Here is a 15,486-nt window from a genome sequence, read left to right as displayed (position 1 = left end):
GGCGCCGACTTCCAGCTCTTGCAGCAGCTGCTTATCAAGAAAGCGACGGTTATACACGCCGGTTAAACTATCCAGCATTGTCAGCTCGTACAGCTTTTCATTGCTGCGGCGCATCGTCAGATACATCTGGTTTACCTCCCACAGTAATACCCCCAGTAATACCGCAGCAGATAAAGTACTGCTGACTCTGGCGGCATACCAACCTAATGAAAAGCGGTTGCCGGCAATCAGGGTCAGGGTAACGTCAAGCAAGCTGGCAAATAATGCCAGTGTCAGCCATACCGGCATTATACCACCTGACATTGCGCGTCGGGCCATGGCCAACAGAGCACCAATATTCAGTAGCCAGACCAGAATAGCAAACGGGCTGTATAGCAACTGCTGATAACTATTCTGCCGGATCAGTTCTGGCAGATGATGGCTATACCAGGTCGCTAGCAGTGCCATAGCCAAACCGGCCAATAACGCCATGCAAACAAAATTAAATGCCCAAAATGGCAACACTGCTTTGGGTATCAAGGTATTTTTACTGATCCGCTCAGCAAAAAGCGCCAGCAGCATAATGGCTGGGAAACCACCATGCCAGAAGACCCAGATCCAAACAGCACTCTGTCGACCTGCATTTAGCAGCCCTGTGTCGGAAAACACTCCCGGAAAAACTAACAACTGAATTGCAACCAGCGGGATCAGGAACAAGTAGGCTGCCGCAATAAAACCCAGATACCAACGGCGGGTGCTCAGCAACTGAGCAATCAGTAAATAAGCCGTTAACCCTTCCAGTAAAATAATAGCCGTTGCGTAGATTGGTAAGAAGGGTTTAATTTCAGACAACGGCAACTGAAGCCGCCCAGATACCATGATCGCGACAACAACCAACACGGCTGCAATACTTGCCGCAACCTTTACATGCCTGCGGTTATGCTGTGTTTCATACAGATCGATCACATTGTGTCCTGCTACTCAATTGCAGTTAAGCGAAGGCGCTTCACTTTGGCACGCCTTAAACCGGAAGTGGCGCGCTGTTGGCCTGGCGAGTTTGCTTAGTGTACTTCAGACTATCAGAAAAACAGCCAGCAGCAATCTGTATGATGATTAAAATCGCAGTGAGTTAATGCCACACCGCCAGTTATATGATATGCCGACGCCAACAAGAAATCAGTTGGCTTATTGGTTAAAATAGCGGCCCATACCCATCAGTCACTGAGAGTTTTTTGCCTGAATTCAGCCTGTTTTTCGTCGGTTCACAATTGCTGGTTGCCATTGCCTTTGGCTGCGGTATTTTTGCATTCTGGCAGCAACAGCGCAGTGCGATGCTCAAATTCTGGTTTATTTCTGCGGTACTCAATGCCAGCCATTTCGGTCTGCTGGGCCAATACGAGGCCGCATTGTTTGTCAGCTTAACTGCGATCCGCTTTCTGGTAGCTGCCTTGCACCCCCGCCAATGCTGGATGCTGTTGTTTATGGCCGGCGCAACTCTCATTTTATTAACGACTTATAGCAGCCCGCTGAACCTGTTGCCCTATGCCGCAGCAATGTTAGGCACCTTTGGCAGCTTTCAAACCAGGATAGGCCGGGTTCGGCTTTGTATGGCCCTGGGAGCCAGCATCTGGATCCTGCATAATATTCTGGTGGGTTCACCGGTAGCAGTACTGATGGAAGTTGCGTTTTTGCTAAGTAATCTGGTGGGATTTCTGCGCGCCCGTCGCCTTGCCACCAAAATAACGGCGCCGACCTTTTCCGACTAACCCCGCATCTCGTAACATGTTCGGCCTTTAGCAAACCGCCATTGGTCGCAATAGTAAATTATTTTTGCATTACCCCCTTGCGGACCGCATGCGGCCCCGTCATTATCTGTATTAGATTGGAACGCCGTTTTATGCGGCAAGGCTTTTCAGAGAATACGTCATAAAATGATGCGTTGGTTAAGTGCGGTTGCCTTACTAGTTTACTTGAATCTGCTGATAACACCGCAGATTGCCAGTGCGCATGCCCCTCACGTAGCGCCATTAGCAGATAGTCAGTTTCAGGCAATAAGTCCGCTAACCGGCCAGACAAGCCTTACCAGCGAGCAAGACTTTGGTGATGACAACGACAATAGTCTGGTCCAAACCCTAAATCTAATAACACATTACCATAGTGCCGAGGTAGTTAGCTTGCCCAGTGCTATTGCCCTGGTGCAACCTAAAGCTGCACATCCGGTTCGAGCCCCGCCGTTATATTCCTGATCTGAAATTGTTTGTGGCACTATTGTCTTAGTAATTGCCTTATTAAAACTTTTTTATCGCCAGCTTGGCCTCTGCGTGCTGGCAGCGAGGAATATCATGAAAACATTATCTTTATTTGCAGTAGAAGCGATCGACCATTTGGTACAACCAGACCAGTTTGATCACGCCCGTTTAACTTCACCCGCCTTGCACCTGGTGAATGACTTTAAGCACAGTCAGCCTGAAATGATCAGTGAAACCACCCCTGCCAGCGATGTGCTGGCACTAATGCAGATAGAGCGCAGCAAACTGAAGCTGGTAGTGGATGAAAAAGGTGAGCTTAGTGGCCTTATTCATCTGGACCACCTGTCTGATCAAGCTATTATGCGCAGGGTTGCCAACGGGGATGATCGACGTGAGATTAAAGTAGCGGATTTAATGCGGCCACGGGAGCGGATTAAAGCCCTGGCCTGGCAGCAGTTGCAACACTGCACTATTGCCGATGTATTAAATACCCTGCAATCCAGTGGCGAACAACATTGCGTGGTCGTTGATCGCGAGTCGCACCTTATCCGTGGCGTGATTAGCGCACAGGATATAGCCAGGCGACTACATTTGCCGGTACATATTCGTCAGGCACCCACTTTTTTAACCTTATTTGATAGCGTCAACGCTTAACTATTTTCGCGCTGGCAGGCTTATTTCAGTGTCTTGCCAGCGTGCAGATAATTCATAAAGTCATCCGCAGCCAGCGGCTTACTATAATAGTAGCCCTGGCCATAACGGCAGCCTAAATCCAGCAACATCGCCTGATGATCTGCCGTTTCCACCCCTTCTGCGACCAGTTCGATCTGCATAGACTGCCCAAGCAATATAATCGTTTTAACAATGGCGTAATCGTTTTTATCAAACAACATGTCCTTGACAAAGGACATGTCAATCTTCAGCACATCCACTTTATATTGTTTCAGGTACGCCAGGCTGGAATAGCCAGTACCAAAATCATCAATGGCGATAGTAATGCCAAGCGCCCGGAACTGACTTAAAGTTTTTGCCGTGTGCTGCGGATTTTGAATCAATGCCGTTTCAGTCACTTCCAGTTCCAACATAGCAGGCGCCAGTTGGTATTCTTGCAACAAATGCTCTATTAACCCCAGCAAACTAACTTCAGTAAACTGCGCAGCGGCGATATTGACTGACACCGGCAACGCACAACCTGCTTGTTGCCAACGAGCACTTTGTTGACAGGCTTTTATCAGCACCGTTTTACCCAGAGGAATAATAAGACCGGTTTCTTCCGCCAGCGGAATAAATTCTGCAGGTGACATCAGGCTGCCATTTTTATTACGGATCCGGACCAGAGCTTCGGCGCCAATAATACTACCGTCACCCAGTGAAACTTTGGGCTGAAAATGAACTTCAAGCCGATCTTCTGCAATCGCCTCACGTAAGCTTTGCTCCTGCTGATGCCGCTGCAACATGCGTTGTCCCAGCTCATCAGAAAAAAAGCAAAAATTGTTACGTCCATCCTGCTTCGCTTTAAATAATGCCACGTCAGCGTGGCGCAAAAGACTTTCGGCATCACTGGAGTCTGTTGGATACACGCTAATGCCCATACTGAGCGACATACTGTATTTGTGACCTTTTAATTCATAAGGTTGTCTTGATATCCGACTTATATTTTGTGCCAGATTACTAATTTGCTCTATTTGCACCATATCAGGAAAGATCAGCACAAACTCATCACCCCCTATCCGCGCCAGGGTGTGATCTGGTTCAAGGATGGCTTGCAAGCGTTTAACCAACAATTTTATTAATTCATCGCCCAACTGATGACCCAAAGAATCATTCAGAAATTTAAATTGATCGATATCAATGAGGATCAAACCTACTTTTCGCTCGATCATCGTTGCTAAACAGCATGCTTGCTCCAGCCTGTCATGCAACAGAATGCGATTAGGCAGGCCAGTTAGCTGATCATGATTCGCTAAAAAGCTCATTTTGGTAGCCAGCGCTTTGGCTTCACCGACATCATGAAATACAATAATCGCGCCTATAATATTGCCGTTTTCATCAAAAATCGGCGCAGCAGAGTCTTCAACAGCAGAAGATTCCAGGCTGTTACGGTTTACCAGTTCACAATCCAGCGCCATTGCGGCGATACGTTGCTCTGAGAGCGCCAGAACAACGGGATTCGTCACCGTTTGTTTACTTTCAGCATCCCGCAATAGCATAATATCGTTAATGGGTTTACCCACAGCATCACCCTGCTGCCAACCCGTCATAAGTTCAGCAATCGGGTTCATATAAGTCACTTTCGCCTCAGTATCCGTGGCAATAACCGCATCACCAATCGAATTTAAAGTGACCTGAAGACGTTGTTTTTCGGCATGGATATGCTGCTTGCTGGATAACAGTGCTTTGGCTTGTTGTTGCATCAACAAATGATTTTGTACTCGTAAACGGCAAATCGCCCGGTTAAATGGCCGCCCGATAAAATCGACTGCGCCATACGCCAGCGAACTGAACTCAAACTCCGCTTCGGTATGCGCTGAAATAAAAATGACTGAGATATTACTCGTCAGCGGGTCCTGCTTCAGCAGTTTGCAGACCTCAAAACCACTCATTTCTGGCATTTCAATATCTAACAAAATCACGTCCGGCAGCAATTCTTGTGCTTTACTTAACGCTTGAGTACTTTTACTAACAAAATATATTTCGGCCATGTCTTGCAGCATTTCACTAAGCAGTGCAATGTTAGCTGGTTGGTCGTCAATAATCAGAATTTTGGATGTACTTCGAATCGCCAATTCCATTAGTTGGGTCCCGTTGTGCTTTTTGTCGAATTTACCGATTTCAGTTATAGCGTATCTAATATTTTTTTTCTGCATCAATTAAACTAAAGTATGAAAAATAAGTGTTTTAATTGTTTCTTTGTTTAAATTTGTAAAAAATAAGGCCAGCAGTGACGTTAATTAATCGCAACCGGCTCGACAGCCTATTAATGATCTCCAATAAGCGTTTGTCTCAGCTTTTGACAATGTTACAGAATCTGATCGATAGCACCCCTGATAATATCGCCCTAATACAGCACTATATTGCTACTTCTGATAGTGAGAGTTGCCAGCAATTGTTGCATAAGCTGCGGGGCAGTTATGCCACCTTAGGCGCCGACGAACTGGTCAAACAGTCATTGCAGCTAGAACATCAGTTGGCCTCTACAGAAAATATCACTCAACAACGCTGGCAAGACTTTTTTAGCGTATACCGGCAAAGCTGTGATGAGTTACAGGCTATTATTCGCGAGCACTCGTTACCTGTAACCGAATCAGGCAGTGAGCTTGATCTCTGCCATTTACATACTTTACTGAAGAATCAGGATATGACAGCCTGCAGCGTGGTAGCAAAAAATAAATTTCAACTAAACCAATTTCTGTCAGAAGTTGACGCAGACAAATTTTTACATCAGGTTGCCATCCTCGATTTTGCTAAAGCCGCCTTATTACTGCAAAAATATTTGCCAACGGATGATACGGAACTATAAATGAGCTCAACTAAAGGTAATAAAGGTTTGAAACTCAGGCAATTTTTATTTTCTTTATGGTTACCTTTAAGTGTGTTGATCTTTGGATACATTTTGGCCGAGCGGGCGGTTGACAGAGAGCAAATACAACAACAGCAACGAATCAATCAGGCCGTGCAGTCGCGTCTGAATCAAATTAGCGAAGGCGTAAGAGAAAAAGTAACTCTTTATCAGTATGGTCTGCGCGGTACTCGTGGCGCAGTAATGGCATCGTCACCGGAAAAATTTAATTATCAACTTATGCAGGAATATACCGACACCCGGGATTACCCGCTGGAATTTCCGGGTGCACGTGGTTTTGGCTTTATCCGCTATGTGTCGCAACGCAATCTGGCTGAATTTATTGAATTTGCAAAACAAGAACGCCCGGATAAAAAATTTTCTATTCGGCAACTTACGCCACATAACAATAGTTTATTTGTGATCCAGTATATTGAACCGGAAATACATAACAGTGAAGCAATTGGTTTGGATATCGGCTCAGAAGCCATGCGGCGCAATGCCGCTTTGAGTGCCGCACGATACAATACTGTTCAGTTAACTGCACCTATTACCCTGGTACAGGCAGCGCAAAAAAGCCAGCAAGGCTTTCTAATCTTAATACCGGTTTATAACATTAGTCCGGCGCCAACAACCGAGCAGGAACGGATTAGACATTTATTTGGCTGGAGTTATGCAGCGCTATTAATTGATGAAGTACTTAGCACAGTAGCCGGCCTTGGACCGAACGTGGTACTGAATATCAGTGATATTACTGACAGTCAGAATATCAATTTTTTTCAGCGCGGTGATGCTGTAGCTGCCCTGGCTGAATATCAACAACAGTCACAACTTGCCTTGTTTGGCCGGCAATGGCAGCTTGACCTGGCGCCTACCGAACAATTTGTCACAGAACTAGCGTTACCTTCGCATAGTAGCTTGTACCGTGAGATCCTGAGCTTAACGATTTTAATCTCCCTCATCGTATTTTCGTTGCAAATGTTACTGTTGCGCCGCAAACAAATGGCATTGCACAAAGCTGAACTAAGAGAGATAAAAGAAGCCGCTTTAACCAAAGCAAACGCAGAGCTAGAGGTTCAGGTTGCCCGTCGAACTGCTGAAATAAGCCGGGTGAGTGCTTTGCAGCGCACTATCTTAGAAAGTGCCGGCTATGCCATTATTGCCACCGACGTGGATGGCCTGATTACAGTGTTTAACCCGGCTGCTGAAAAGTTATTGGGGTATAACGCGCAAGAGATGATAGCGAAACAAACCCCCGCTGTATTTCACCTCGAGCAAGAAGTTGTTCAGCGGGCTGCCACGCTGAGTCGCGAGCTGGGTACCGAAGTTGTTGCGGGTTTTGAGACCTTTATCGCTAAAGCCCGGCTGGGCGAAAATGATGCAAGCCGCTGGACCTATGTTACAAAAACGGGTGACCATATTGCCGTGCGCTTAAACGTTAGTAGTCTGGTCGACGCTGAAGGTATTATTATTGGCTATTTGGGTATAGCTTATGATTTAACGGAGCAAATTCGCCGGGAGAATGAGCTTGCCGCCGCTAAAGAAGTGGCCGATACCGCCAACAATGCTAAATCAGATTTTCTGGCCAATATGAGCCATGAAATCCGCACGCCAATGAACGCAATTCTCGGTCTGCTGCAATTAATTCAGAAAACATCACTTGATCAGCGCCAAGCAGATTATGTTAGTAAAACCTACCGGGCTGCTCAATCGTTACTGTCACTGCTGAATGATATTCTGGATTTTTCTAAAGTAGAATCGGGCAAGCTTGAACTGGATAACCATCCCTTTAGCATGGCTACAATAATGCAGGATGTGGGTATTATTTTATCTTCCGCCACTGAGGATAAAGATGTAGAGGTACTGTATCGGATAGCAGCAGACGTACCGGATCAATTAAGCGGTGATAGCTTACGCATCAAACAAGTTTTATTAAATATTATTGGCAATGCCATTAAGTTTACCGAGCAGGGTGAAGTCATTATCTCGGTTGGGGTAACGCTGAGTATTTCAGACAAAATTATTTTAAACGTTCAGGTGCGTGACACCGGTATTGGCATGACCAAAAAGCAACAAGAAGTCATTTTTAGTGGTTTTCATCAGGCAGAGTCTTCAATAACCCGTCGTTTCGGTGGCACGGGCCTTGGCCTTGCGATCAGCAAACGGCTGGTTAATTTGATGGGCGGTACTATTCAAGTGCAAAGTACGCCGAATGTCGGTAGCGAGTTCTCGTTCAGTATGGCGCTGCATAAAATCAGCGAGCAGATGGTCTTCCCGATACAGCAACATAACCTTCCCCCCTTTCATGCGCTGATTGTTGATGACAATGCTAGTGCCCGGCTGATACTGCAGGAAATGTGTCTTGCACTGGGCTGGCAAGCAGATTGTGCCAAAAGTGCGGAGGAGGCATTACAGTTGTTAAGCACGCCTCAGGTTCAGGCTAACCCTTATAACTTATTACTGGTGGACTGGAAAATGCCAGGCATGGATGGCCTGGCGTTTGCAGATAAGGTTCGTAAAAATAAACAATTTTCACTTGCCCCGATTATTGTCATGGTGACTGCCCACGGCAGAGAGGTATTAACAAAAAACACTGATAGTAATAAAGATTTACTGGACGGTTTTCTGATCAAACCGGTTACCCCTGATGTGATGTTAAAAACAGTACAAACTATTGTACATGGTGAGATTGTCGCGGCAGAAAAAAGCAACCTGGCCCAGGCATTGCTACCATTGAGCGGGCTGAATATCCTGCTCGTTGAAGATAATTTAACTAACCAACTGGTAGCGATTGAACTGTTACAGTCCGAGGGCGCCACTGTTATTGCTGCCGATAGCGGTGAGCGTGCTCTGGAGATACTGGCAGATGCTGCTTATGTTTTTGACGCCATTTTGATGGATATTCAGATGCCAAAAATAGATGGTTATGAGACAACGCGGCGGATCCGCAGTAATCATACCCTGAAGCAAGTTCCTATTATTGCCATGACCGCAAATGCGTTGCCTGCAGATAAAGCAGCCTGTCTGGAAGCAGGAATGAACGACCATATCGCCAAGCCATTTTCGTTGCAGGAAGTTATCGATAAAGTTTGCCATTACTGTCAGCATGAACAGCTGGCCGGGCAATACTCTACCCCTGAAAAACCGCATGAGGACGACCCACTGCACGATTTTTGTGCAGAACATAATATCGATATTAAAAGTGCACTAAAGCGACTGGCCGGTAATCTGCCGCTTTATTTCAAACTTGCTGCGCAATTACAGCAAGATATAGAGGCGGCCGTTAAGGTGTTAGCAGCGCGTGAAACGAAACGGGACTTGCATTTGCTATCTCATAGCCTGAAAAGCGCCGCCGCAACCGTCGGATTCAATGATCTGGCTGATATTGCCGCCCGGTTTGAACAGCAGTATGCTCAGACTGAGCCTACTGACATTCTCTCAGAACAACTGTTAGTCGACGCCTGCCAGACGGGTCTGACGCAACTTGCAACATTATTACAATACCAAGCGGCCAGTGAACCCTCCGTAGCTAAGCCGGAACCCATGGATAAAGAGGTACTGCTCAGTAATATGCAGTTGTTATTGCGCCATCTTAATAACGCAAATATGTCAGCAACAATGTTGTTTAAAGACATTCAAAGCGAGTTAAAAAAACAAGATGCCGTCCTGGCGAAAGCGCTAGCCGAACGTATTTCGCTATTGGCATTTCAGGATGCAGCTGCAATACTTCAGCAACTACTTGATCAACAAGAGTGATGTATGGCAGATGTAAAAATGGAACGTTTTTTAGCGTCGCTTGGTAAAGCCACTATTTTAGTGGTAGACGACCAACCGACCAATATACAAATTATCTATCATATTCTTGGCGATAGTTATCAGGTATTAATGGCTACATCCGGAGCGCAAGCTCTGCAGGTTTGCCGCGACAGTGCGCCCGATCTAGTTTTGCTTGATGTAATGATGCCGGATATGGATGGATTACAGACATGCCAGGCCATGAAGGCAGATGAAACTATTGCGGCTATCCCAGTTATTTTTGTCACCGGATTGCAAAAACAGGAAGAGGAAGATGCCTGCTGGCAAGCGGGTGCCGTTGACTTTATCCAAAAACCGGTTAATGCCAATACGCTGCTGCACAGAGTTAAAGCGCATTTGACCTTAAAACGTCAAACTGATTTTTTACATTCTCTTGCTTATGTAGATGGCCTTACCGGCATTTTCAACCGACGTTTTTTAGACAGTACCCTTGAGAAACAAATTGCTATTGGTAAAAGACAAAAGCAGCGCGAAATCTCGGTGCTAATGATTGATATTGATCATTTTAAACTATTTAACGATCAATTTGGCCATTTGGCTGGTGACGAAGCACTGCGCAAGGTTGCCGAAACATTAGAACAAGGCTGCTTACGACCAAACGATATTGTAGCCCGGTATGGTGGCGAAGAATTTGTGGTAATACTGCCGAACACTGACCGGCAGGGCGCTGATAAAGTGGCCGCTAAGTTATTAAAGGCTATTACTGAGTTGGCGATACCGCACCCAACTACTGAGCATGGTATTGTTACCATTAGCATTGGTGGCGCCACCAGTCCCTACGATGAAGCTTCAAAAGAAGCCATTACCGCATTAGCCGATAAACAATTATATGCCGCCAAACAAAGTGGCCGTAATTGTTTTCGGCAAGCTGAAATGCTTTAACAAGGGCGGTATCAGGCGCTTAAAACGGCTGATTGGTCGTGGCCTGTTTGAACCACAAAGACCAAGCAGGTAGTGTAGGGCTTGTCATTTTAATAACGAGAACCTATCCGTGAAACTCTCTCCATTAGCTATTAAGTTTTTAGCCATTGCGCTGCTAGGCAGTGCACTGTTGTCTGCTCTGCCAATTGCGGCAAGCACCACCAATAGTCAGTATTTTGAAGCTGAGGATATTTTTGCTCTGGAATACGCCAGCGACGTGCAGATATCGCCCGACGGCAAAAAGATAGTTTATGTGCGGGCCAGCAACGATATTATGACTGACAGCACCCGGCGCAGCTTATGGCTGCTGGATGTCAAAACCGGCCAGCAACTGCCTTTATTTGCCGATAACTTTAATTACAGCCAGCCACGCTGGTCGGCAGACGGCAGCAAGTTAGCTTTTATTTCAAACCTTAGTGGTAAAAACGAGATCCACGTACATTATTTAGCGGCAGGGAAAACCGCCCAGTTGTCACGTTTACCGCAAGACCCGGCTAACCTTAGCTGGTCGCCTGACGGACAGCTGCTGGCATTTACCATGAACGTGGCCGCCAGCGAAGCTAACGTGAAACAGCGGGTAAAAAAAGTCAAAAAACCTGCTGGTGCTAAGTGGTCAGAGCCGGCAGTGGTATTAGACCGGGCGCGCTATCAGGCCGATGGCCAGGGGTTTTTAAAACCACAGTTTCGGCAAATATTTGTACTGCCGGTAGCAGGCGGCAGTGCCCGTCAGCTTACGTCCGGTGACTTTCATTATGGCAGCGATTTAACCTTCAGCCCGGATAGCAAAACTCTGTTGTTTTCAGCTAACCTGGACCCTGAGTGGGAGTTTCAGCCCCGTGACAGCAATCTGTACCGGCTTAATTTAGCCAGCAATGAACTTAGTGCCCTGACCACTATGGCCGGTGATGAGTCGGCACCGGTGTTTTCGCCCGACGGTAAACAACTGGCTTTTTTATGGCAAAGCAATGCATTGGTGCCCTACACCAACAGCAAATTAAAAATACTCACCCTGACTAATAATGCTGTCAGCGAGGTTGCTGCAGATTTTGACCGTAGCATTGCCGCAGCCGGCTGGCTAAGTAATAGCAGTTTTGTGGTGCAGTATGATGACCGCGGCCAGCGCAAACTGGCTAGTTTAACCAGCAAAGGCAAACTTACCGAGTTAACGGCCAGATTAGGTGGGGTGTCGCAACCACAGCCCTATCTCAGCGGCAGTTTCAGCCTGTCTGATAACGGCGTTATTGCCTATACCCACGGTACCAGTCAGCGTCCGAGCGATGTTGCTGTAATGCAAAAAGGCAAAAGCACAGTACTAACGACGCTAAACGAAGATTTACTGGGCCATAAAAAATTAGCGCAGGTGCATGAAATTAATTATAAATCGTCATTCGATGGTGCGAACATTCAGGGCTGGTATATGACACCGCCGGATTTTGACCCGGCTAAAAAATATCCCTTACTGCTGGAAATTCATGGTGGACCCCACTTAGCTTATGGCGCACAGTGGGGCGCAGAAATGCAACGCTATGCTAAAGAGGGCTATGTGGTGTTTTACGATAACCACCGTGGCAGCTCATCCTATGGCGAGCGCTTTGCGCTATTACTGCAAAATAAATACAGCTCGCCAGAAGACTACGCCGACCATGATAGCGGCGTAAACGCCATGCTGGAATTGGGCTTTATTGATGAAAAAAACCTGTTTATCGGTGGAGGTTCAGCCGGCGGTATTGCTGCAGCCTATGCCATTGGCTTAACTAATCGTTATAAGGCGGCGGCAGTGGTAAAACCGGTGATTAACTGGCTAAGCAAGGTATTAACCGGTGACAGCTACTTATACCAGACCTTTCATCAGTTCCCTGGGGTACCCTGGGAGCACGTTGAGCATTACTGGCAGCGCTCACCGCTAAGCCTGGTAGGTAATGTGCAAACGCCAACGATATTGATCACCGGTGAGCAGGACCGCCGCACGCCGATATCTGAGTCAGAGCAATTTTATCAGGCGTTGCAAATTCGCCGGGTAGATACTGCTTTAGTTAGGATCCCCGGCTCGCCACATGGTATCTCGAATACGCCCAGCCGGATGATTGAGAAAGTGGAATATATGCTGGCCTGGTTTGAGAAATACCGCACGCCAAGCGAATAGTGCATTTAACTTAAGCTAAAAAAGGTCAAATAGGCTTGCCCTAAGCCGACCGGTGAAGCCCTGCGGCGGACAAATTCGTCTGGAGCGAATTTGAACAGCTCCGCTGACCCGAAGGGTAAACTTCATGGATGAAGTTTATAAAACAAGCCCCCAGGGATGGGTTTACGGCGTATCAGCGTGGGTAAACCTGTTTGGCCTAAACTCGGTAGAGTTTAAGTAGCCTCAAAATAACGATCCAATATCGCCAATGTTTCGTGGATAACTGCTATTCGCTGCTTAATAGTGGCATTTAGCGGCCTGGTACCGATTTTCGCTCCCAGAATCTGCAAGGTTTCTGGCTTATCGCAGGCGGCCAGACACTCGTGCATTGCCGCCTCACTCATCCAGCTGCCAGGCTCGCCATGCTTAATCAACTCGCTTTGCTGCGGCGGCTGATGGGAGTCACGCCAGGCACCATATTCACTGTCTTGATCCGATACGCCAGAGAACATCACACCACTTAATAAGCCGGCCATTTTTGCTGCTTTAATATGTTGCACCGCGCCTGCTACCGTACGGGTCTCAAATACTGAACGGCCCCAGTTAATCACGATGCCCAGCTGCCGCTCTGCCGGCAGTGCGTCATTTAGCTGCTGCAGTATTGCCAGCTCATCATGCAGTGCTAAAAAGCCTTTGGAAGGTAAATGAGTCCCGACATAAGCGTCACAGTGTTCAATAACAATTTTAGCGCCGTGCCAGTCCCAGCCGAGCATGGTTTCAAGCGAAGTGAGAAGCGAAGCCTTAGATGAAGCCGCTTTATGCCGGGCCTGCGCGGTTTGAATTTGGATTGCCGTGACTACCTGCTGACCAACATGAGCATTTAATTTGCCAATCGCCGTGCAGGCCTGCTGCATAAAGTTAAGCGCTTCCTGGCGTCCAGCGAGGTCGTCTGAGGCAAGACCAAACAGCGGATTGTGTGCCAGGGCATTCATAATGCCGGGAATGCAGGTGAAAACAAACTGCCACTTCGGGTGAATATTGGCTAAAAACCAATCGTCATCATACTGATGCAAGCTACCAATAAAAGGGTGCTCCAGCCCTTTAATATTGGGTAATGCTTTTAATTCATTATAAAAAACCGTTTCCAGTTCAGGATCCCAGCCACTATGATTGGGCGATGCTGCATAAGCACCAAGATAATAAGTCATATCATGCTCTGTTATTCGTTTAGTCGTCCGGGCTCAGGCAGGTAAACACCAGATGCTTACGCATATCTTTTAACACCACCCCGCGCTTTAACATTAAACCACTGAAGCGTTTTTGCCATAGCAACAACTGCGGTTGTGCCGCCTGCAATGCGGCGTCGTCACTAAACTGTAGCCTTACCAGTAATGAGCCCGGAAAGGCTTCATATTCCAGGCTAAACCAGCACTGCACTACCCCTGGTAATTGCTGCAGCGCCTGCTGCTCCAGCGCCGTTACCGCAGCCAAAACCAGGGCTTGTTGTTTAAGTTGTACCTTGGAGAGTTTTTTCATTGATCATACTGCATGTTTGGATGATATCGTGTTGTTGTTTTTAAAAAGATATTTCTTTTTCTTAAGAGGTTAAACGAGCCAGATCAGTCATCGCTATTGACTTCACCGCAGCACTTTCATTCATTGCGACTTGAGTGGTTGGATAGTAATGCAGCCTATCCAACCATTTTATTTCGTGATTATTTCGATTTTACAAAACCGGCTAAGTTTAGATCTTCCTTAATAATTTGACCAACAATGATCTTACCATTATCTGAAATATACTGAGGATAAGTACCAAGTGCGTCCGGAATGTTTATCCGTTGATCTTCTTCCAGGCTAATAATAGCGCACTGCGTGTCCGGCATTGGGATCTTAAACCCTTTTGGCCCTTCACTGTCAAAATAAAAGCCTACGATAGTACCATTGCTGGCAATACCTCTTGCTGAGGTTCGAAAGCCCTCAATGTTAAAATAGGCGACATTACCATCTTGACTGCGCACCCAGGCGAAGCGTTCAAAAGGCGCTCCAGGATTACACGGATTGTTCGCCAAAAATACTGCACTACCCACTGTCTGCCCTGAACCATTAATACCTTGTGAAATGGTAAAAGCACTTTCAACAATCGTTGTAAACGCGTTATTTTTCCTTTCAAACAGAAATCCATAGAAATTACCCGTAGCTTGATCAGAATAAAAACCTGAGATAATGCCACTGCTATTAACTGCCCTTGGCTGGGTAAAGCCAGCCGAATCGGGATGCTCAAAGGCATCGACAACCCCTTTTTTACTGATAAAAATACCGACCGTGCGGCCTGTATTTGAATCAATCGCTGAGCCAACTTTATCGCCAGACTCAGTGGTCGCAAAAATTGATAAACTTTCGTATCCGATAGGATTATCAATCTCTGTAATACCACCTGACTTTCGATCATAAATAAAACTTACCGCTGACGTAGAGGCGACTTCACCTTTGCTATTGATGCTCCACGCCTGTGTATTGTCCGCTCCGGGATATTCAATAAGCTCAATAGTGCTTGAGGGTTTTGCTATGGCTTGTGCTGATAACAACATTGATACAGCTATAAAGACAGTCGACTTTTTTAAGATGTTTTTCATAATCATTCCTTTTATGAATTTAATTAAAAACAACTAAATTAAGAGACTTCATATGTAAACGGCGAAGGCACACTGCAGCGCCTATTATAGTCAACTATTGTTATTTTGCTGCCTATGGCCATGGCATAAAAATATTGTTGATTTCTGGATTGCCTAAATCAACCCACATCCATTAAGTGCAACTTAACCCCTTTTTCAACTTCAACT

General features: G+C 46.4%; 12 protein-coding genes. 7 read left to right on the top strand and 5 right to left on the bottom strand.

The genetic code is table 11. From position 1 onward, the window contains the following. On the bottom strand, positions 1–945 hold a 945-nt coding region (locus ABY802_RS12725; protein ID WP_372627516.1), incomplete at its 3' end, for an MASE4 domain-containing protein. A gap of 266 nt (positions 946–1,211) precedes the next feature. Here ABY802_RS12725 and ABY802_RS12720 point away from each other — a divergent pair. From ABY802_RS12720 to ABY802_RS12710, 3 genes are all read left to right on the top strand, one after another. Beyond that, the gene (locus ABY802_RS12720) at positions 1,212–1,745 is read left to right on the top strand and encodes a YgjV family protein (protein ID WP_372627515.1); all 534 of its coding nucleotides are present in this window, start codon (positions 1,212–1,214) and stop codon (positions 1,743–1,745) included. Between the two features lie 165 nt (positions 1,746–1,910). Beyond that, positions 1,911–2,225 carry a hypothetical protein gene (locus ABY802_RS12715; RefSeq protein ID WP_372627514.1) on the top strand — a complete coding sequence of 105 codons (315 nt, stop codon included), beginning with the start codon at positions 1,911–1,913 and terminating at the stop codon, positions 2,223–2,225. A 96-nt stretch (positions 2,226–2,321) separates the two neighbouring features. Next, positions 2,322–2,882, top strand: coding sequence for a CBS domain-containing protein (locus ABY802_RS12710; protein ID WP_372627513.1), 561 nt, complete (start codon positions 2,322–2,324; stop codon positions 2,880–2,882). A 20-nt stretch (positions 2,883–2,902) separates the two neighbouring features. On the opposite strand, the gene ABY802_RS12705 is transcribed toward ABY802_RS12710, so the two are convergent. After that, positions 2,903–5,020 (bottom strand): EAL domain-containing protein, encoded by a 2,118-nt coding sequence (locus ABY802_RS12705; protein WP_372627512.1) that lies wholly within the window; start codon positions 5,018–5,020, stop codon positions 2,903–2,905. Between the two features lie 224 nt (positions 5,021–5,244). Between ABY802_RS12705 and ABY802_RS12700 the strand changes: the two genes are divergently transcribed. From ABY802_RS12700 to ABY802_RS12685, 4 genes are all read left to right on the top strand, one after another. Next, positions 5,245–5,748 carry an Hpt domain-containing protein gene (locus ABY802_RS12700; protein WP_372627511.1) on the top strand — a complete coding sequence of 168 codons (504 nt, stop codon included), beginning with the start codon at positions 5,245–5,247 and terminating at the stop codon, positions 5,746–5,748. Continuing rightward, positions 5,749–9,543: a response regulator gene (locus ABY802_RS12695; protein WP_372627510.1), complete on the top strand. Its 3,795-nt coding sequence runs from the start codon at positions 5,749–5,751 to the stop codon at positions 9,541–9,543. Between the two features lie 3 nt (positions 9,544–9,546). Further along, positions 9,547–10,485: a diguanylate cyclase gene (locus ABY802_RS12690; RefSeq protein WP_372627509.1), complete on the top strand. Its 939-nt coding sequence runs from the start codon at positions 9,547–9,549 to the stop codon at positions 10,483–10,485. 109 nt (positions 10,486–10,594) lie between these two features. Continuing rightward, positions 10,595–12,667 (top strand): prolyl oligopeptidase family serine peptidase, encoded by a 2,073-nt coding sequence (locus ABY802_RS12685; protein ID WP_372627508.1) that lies wholly within the window; start codon positions 10,595–10,597, stop codon positions 12,665–12,667. Positions 12,668–12,879: 212 nt separating this feature from the next. On the opposite strand, the gene ABY802_RS12680 is transcribed toward ABY802_RS12685, so the two are convergent. From ABY802_RS12680 to ABY802_RS12670, 3 genes are all read right to left on the bottom strand, one after another. Further along, positions 12,880–13,854: a DUF4862 family protein gene (locus ABY802_RS12680; protein WP_372627507.1), complete on the bottom strand. Its 975-nt coding sequence runs from the start codon at positions 13,852–13,854 to the stop codon at positions 12,880–12,882. A gap of 19 nt (positions 13,855–13,873) precedes the next feature. After that, on the bottom strand, positions 13,874–14,182 hold the full coding sequence (locus tag ABY802_RS12675) for a hypothetical protein (RefSeq protein ID WP_372627506.1): 309 nt from the start codon (positions 14,180–14,182) through the stop codon (positions 13,874–13,876). Positions 14,183–14,361: 179 nt separating this feature from the next. After that, on the bottom strand, positions 14,362–15,279 hold the full coding sequence (locus ABY802_RS12670; protein WP_372627505.1) for a hypothetical protein: 918 nt from the start codon (positions 15,277–15,279) through the stop codon (positions 14,362–14,364). Positions 15,280–15,486 lie beyond the last annotated feature (207 nt).

This window comes from Arsukibacterium sp. (assembly GCF_041616895.1).
Classification (GTDB): domain Bacteria; phylum Pseudomonadota; class Gammaproteobacteria; order Enterobacterales; family Alteromonadaceae; genus Alishewanella.
Note: the sequence above shows the minus strand (reverse complement) of the source record. Positions and strands in the feature narration are given on the sequence as shown.

Coding starts and splice junctions, on each gene's coding strand:
- ABY802_RS12715 (WP_372627514.1), top strand. CDS start 1,911: ATGATGCGTTGGTTAAGTGCGGTTGCCTTACTAGTTTACTTGAATCTG.
- ABY802_RS12710 (WP_372627513.1), top strand. CDS start 2,322: ATGAAAACATTATCTTTATTTGCAGTAGAAGCGATCGACCATTTGGTA.
- ABY802_RS12705 (WP_372627512.1), bottom strand. CDS start 5,020: ATGGAATTGGCGATTCGAAGTACATCCAAAATTCTGATTATTGACGAC.
- ABY802_RS12700 (WP_372627511.1), top strand. CDS start 5,245: ATGTTACAGAATCTGATCGATAGCACCCCTGATAATATCGCCCTAATA.
- ABY802_RS12695 (WP_372627510.1), top strand. CDS start 5,749: ATGAGCTCAACTAAAGGTAATAAAGGTTTGAAACTCAGGCAATTTTTA.
- ABY802_RS12690 (WP_372627509.1), top strand. CDS start 9,547: ATGGCAGATGTAAAAATGGAACGTTTTTTAGCGTCGCTTGGTAAAGCC.
- ABY802_RS12680 (WP_372627507.1), bottom strand. CDS start 13,854: ATGACTTATTATCTTGGTGCTTATGCAGCATCGCCCAATCATAGTGGC.
- ABY802_RS12675 (WP_372627506.1), bottom strand. CDS start 14,182: ATGAAAAAACTCTCCAAGGTACAACTTAAACAACAAGCCCTGGTTTTG.
- ABY802_RS12670 (WP_372627505.1), bottom strand. CDS start 15,279: ATGAAAAACATCTTAAAAAAGTCGACTGTCTTTATAGCTGTATCAATG.